This window comes from uncultured Nostoc sp. (genome assembly GCF_964247315.1).
In the GTDB taxonomy this organism is placed as follows: Bacteria; Cyanobacteriota; Cyanobacteriia; order Cyanobacteriales; family Nostocaceae; genus Nostoc.
Window position 1 is genome coordinate 1 of the sequence record NZ_CAXTTT010000228.1, and the last position, 4,603, is coordinate 4,603.

At 42.1% G+C, this 4,603-nt stretch carries 3 protein-coding genes; all 3 read right to left on the reverse strand.

The window, feature by feature from the left end; all coding sequences use genetic code 11:
• The coding region (locus tag ACFE93_RS33985) for an AAA-like domain-containing protein (RefSeq protein WP_375480438.1) at window positions 1-2,006 on the reverse strand (2,006 nt) is incomplete at its 3' end.
• Window positions 2,007-2,076: 70 nt separating this feature from the next.
• The gene (locus ACFE93_RS33990) at window positions 2,077-2,703 is read right to left on the reverse strand and encodes a type I restriction endonuclease (RefSeq protein WP_375480440.1); all 627 of its coding nucleotides are present in this window, start codon (window positions 2,701-2,703) and stop codon (window positions 2,077-2,079) included.
• A gap of 65 nt (window positions 2,704-2,768) precedes the next feature.
• Entirely contained in the window at window positions 2,769-4,409 is a 1,641-nt protein-coding gene (locus ACFE93_RS33995) for an AAA-like domain-containing protein (protein ID WP_375480442.1), read from the reverse strand.
• Between the last annotated feature and the right edge of the window lie 194 nt (window positions 4,410-4,603).

Here is a 4,603-nt window from a genome sequence, read left to right on the forward strand (position 1 = left end):
GGGGTGAAGACGACACTGTTGACCCATTCGGTATGCCCCCTGAGAGTAGTAATTTCTTTGTGCGTATCGAGATTCCACAATTTGATGGTCTTGTCACCACTAGCGGAAGCTAAAGTTTTGCCATCCGGGCTGAAGACGATGCTGTTGATCTCTTTGCTATGCCCAGTAAGAGTGGTAATTTTTTTGCCCGTGTTGAGATTCCACAATTTGATGGTGTTGTCAGCACTGGCGGAAGCTAAAGTTTTGCCATCCGGGCTAAAGACGACGCTGTAGACCCCTTTATTATGCCCTTCCAAGCGATTTTGTTCACGAATATTAGTACTAGATAGAATTCTCTGTAAATTAGACAAAGGGCTGTATGCTGGATAGTCTGCTAAAGATTTTTTATCCTTGACCAGACTTTTTAATGTTCCTGCCGTCTCCATTGCTAATAGCAAAGCATCAAATTCCCTAGAAGACTCAAACAGCTGCAAAGCATTTGTTCCGTCTTGTTCCAATCGCGTAACCGTTAAAGCAACTTCTCTGGCCGCTTCTGCCTTTTTTAATTCCTCAAGACTTTTTAGAGTAGCTATAGATGATGCTACTGCCCCCACCAGAGCCAAACCTAACACCACAGAACCAATCCGAATTCGTTGATTAGCTTTGTGGTTCGCCTCTGCTAAAACTTGCTTTGCCTGTTCCTCTGCCTCCAGTCTTTTCTGCACATCACGTTTTTCCAACTCTTGGCTAGCAGCTAAAAACCGATAATCCAAATCACTCAAACTTTTACCTACTGCCCATTCTTGAGCATCTTGCAAAGTCTTTCCCCGCAACAAGCGCGACTCATCTTGACGTTCCGACTCAACCCAGGCATTCAATGCAGCCGAGTAAGGACGCAACTTTGCCAAGATTTTTTCAGCCCACTCTTGTTTAAACACCTCTGCGTAAATTCGGTTATAAATTCGCAGCTTCCCCTCCCGCTTCACCACCAACCCTGTCAGCCGCAATTCTGTTTGTTCAGGACTGTCATCAGTTTCTATCTCTCCCTGCTGCAAAATCTGCTGATACAACCCCAACAATCGCCCGGTACGCTGTTCCCCACTCTGCATGATTCTGTCACGAATCGTCTTCAAATGCTCCGGCTCATCTTGTCCTTCCCAATTCTCAATAATCCGCCTTCTTACCACCCCTGCCACCAACCCCTCAATTTGGGATTTCTCCTCGTCTGCACAAGACGCGATAAATCGCGTCTCTACAGGGCATTCCTCAATTAACAATTTACAAACTTTTTGCGTTAAAAACGGCTGTCCTCCCGTCCAATCCAGCACCGCCTGCATCAACTTTTGAGAATCACCCACCGCCACCAATCCCCGCGCCAATGGTTCCGCCTCCGCAAGTTTAAACCCTGTTAAATCAATTGCCTGTCCAATATTAAAAGGTGTGCGCTGTTTATCTTGAATCAAATCTGAAGGCGTAGATACGCCAATTAAAGCAAAGGTGAGGCGGTTATATTCAGGATGGTCTGCTCGTCGGTTGTAGCAATCGCGGATAACTGCAAAAAAGTCATCCAAGTTGAATGAAAGACTCAGAACGCTGTCAATTTCATCAATAAAAATAACAATCTTTTCAGTAATTGTTTTAAGTAATATTGTTTCAATAAACTTGCTCAAACGCTGTACTGGTGAAAGCAACCCGTTATCAGTCCACCAAATATCTAAATCAAAAATTGTATAAATATTAAAACTTCCCACCAGAGTATCAATCACCCCGGCATACCACTGTTCTGGGGTAATATCTGCCGTTCCAATAGCTGTAAAATCAACAGCAGCACAAGCAAATCCCTGAGTTTGCAACTGCTGCATTACCTGCACCCGCAAGCTAGATTTCCCCATCTGCCGGGAATTGAGTACATAACAAAAATTCCCAGCCTTCAAGCCTTCATAGAGGTCATGGTCAGCTTGCCGTCTAACATAAGTTGGTGCATTTTGAGGCAGACTACCACCGACTTGATACTGGTATTGGGTCACGTCGCTTCGCTCCGAATTCAAAATTCAAAATTATGAAATACAAATTTGGTAGGGTATGTTAGCACGAAGATTACGAATTACAGACTAAATAAGTTAGACGTTTTAAAACTTTTACAACAGTATGTAAGTCATCTCCACGATTGAGCGACAGTGTGTAAGATAATTCATATTTTGGTATACCTTGTTTAGTCAACTTAATAAATTGAAATTCTCGACCATTGGTTACAAAACCAAACGTAGGTTTATCATTACCAGGATTAGCCAACATATAAGCTAAGGCTTGAGAAATTGCTACCTCCAAAGAATATTCGGCTCGTTTGGCTTCAATTACGAGAATCCAAAATGGAGGATAAAACACCAATATATCAATACGTCCTCTAACAATTGTGCCTTCGTCTTCAGAAGAAATTCTTACCTCTTCTTTTGACGCAATGTAAAAAGGTGGTTGATAAAAACCTGCTAGACGCAATAGTGGAGATAGCACCACCATTTTGACTACAGGTTCTAAAATTTGGTAGCGGGATAAATGCAAATATTCTGCCTTGACTTGGTTGAGAGATTGCTTTTCTAAGTCACTCAACTCAGGTAAATCTTGCTGCCACTCTAAAAAAAACTGTTCGTTGTCTGCACGTTGTAGCCCAAATTTATCAATGAGTTGGGCTAAGGTTATATCTCTTCCTTGAATAAATTGAACCATTGTTAATCCTTTTTGTTAAATAGTAATTGGAGATAAAAGTCTTATTGCACTCCTAATGTACTTTTTTAATTTTTCAACCCCAAGCGATCGCAAAAATATTGACGGTACAATTCACACAGAGGTATCACTTCATTGCCTTGAAACTTAACTAACCCCATACTGCGGAGTTTAAACGCTTGAGTTGTGCCTACATCCACGGGGCGATTTGCCATCATCACTTGTTTAACCGCAGCTAGCAATTCTCCATCCTCTTGCAAATTCAGCCAATGCCGGCGTAAATGGTCGCTGTAAGGCCCTTCCTCAGTTGCCGCAATTTTTTGCAGATTTTCCAGCGTCATCCTACCACGAGCAATTTCATAAAGCGCTACCCGCACTAAATAAGGATGACCACCGACGAGTGTCATTAATTCTTCAATTTGTGAGTTAGACCAATCGAGTTTGTGACGCTGTACCAAGTCTTGTACTTGTATTTGATTTAAGTCTGGCAACTCAATGGGTAAGCCCACATTAAAAGGCGATTGATTAATATTCAGTGGAATATAAACTTCCTTAGAATGCACAATTACTAACCGGAGATTTTTCCAAATTGTTTCATTCTTTGACCGCTCATGCCAAGCTCGTAGCAATCCAAAGAAATCAGCAGCAATTATCGGATGCTTGAAGACTTCATCGACTTCATCCAAACCCAAAGCTACGGGATTATTAATCGCGGGTAATAAATACCGTTGAAAGTAATTTGTACATTTATTCTTGCTACCTAAAACACCTTTCCAATACTCATCTAATTTATCGGGTAGATTCAGTTCGTAAGTAATGCTGGCACAGAACCACTGCAAAAACTGATCTAAATTGCCGAGAAATTCTGCATCGGCTGACTGGAAATTTACAGGTGCTATCTGATATCCGTTTTGACTAGCATGATGGAGAACCCGCGACATCAGCGAACTTTTGCCCATCTGCCGGGGAGCTTTGATGCGAATTAAGGCCCCTGGTTGAAGAATCGCTTCATAACAGTCTACCTCAATAGGCGATCGCTCCACATAGAAAGCAGAGTCTAGAGATACCTGCCCTTCTGGATTTTCTAAGGAGACTGCTGGTTGTATCTCGGTATCTGGAATTGTTTCGTTAGCAGAGATAGCACCTTGGGAATTGTTCCGACTTTTCAGCACTGGGGTGGAAGATTCTGGAATACTTTCTAAGTCAATAGCGCTACAGCCAAATTCATAAGCATCTTCATAAGACCTGTCAGCGCCTAGTGCATCATAAAAGCCTACCGCAAATTCAATTGCCGCCCTGTCCCCAATTGCCCGATTCATTCCAACTACGCAATTAATGTGTTGGTAAATTGCCTCAGCTTGCACCTCGCTATAACAGGCATTTAATAAGATACACTCAACTTTGTCTTTAAATAACTTAAATAACCTTGCCAGTGACTCTGTACTCACTAGCTGCATTTGCCCTGTATTATTTTCCAAGACTAAACCTTGATTTCCTCCACCATGTCCAGAAAAATGGATGATATGAGGATTATGATCTAAAAGCGCCCGCCGCAAATCGTCAGGTCGCACCGCCCATTTAGTAATCAGTTCAAACTTATCCCGGCTGCGAGAGCGTTGCAACCCTGACTGAATTTCCCTTACTTCCTCGTCCAAGCGGAGTTTGTCTGTCGTTGTGGGATTAGCTGACACAATCAGGATTTTTTTCACAGCGCTATCAACTATTGAATGCAGGCTTTTGATTTAGATGTAGTTTACTACAGCAGATAACTAGACAATTACTGATAGCACGTTACCGTTAATGAGCCTTTGAACTCCATTAATGAGTCTTTTAGCTCCATTAATGAGTCTTTGAACTCCATTAATGAGTCTTTTAGCTCCATTAATGAGTCTTTTAGCTCCAT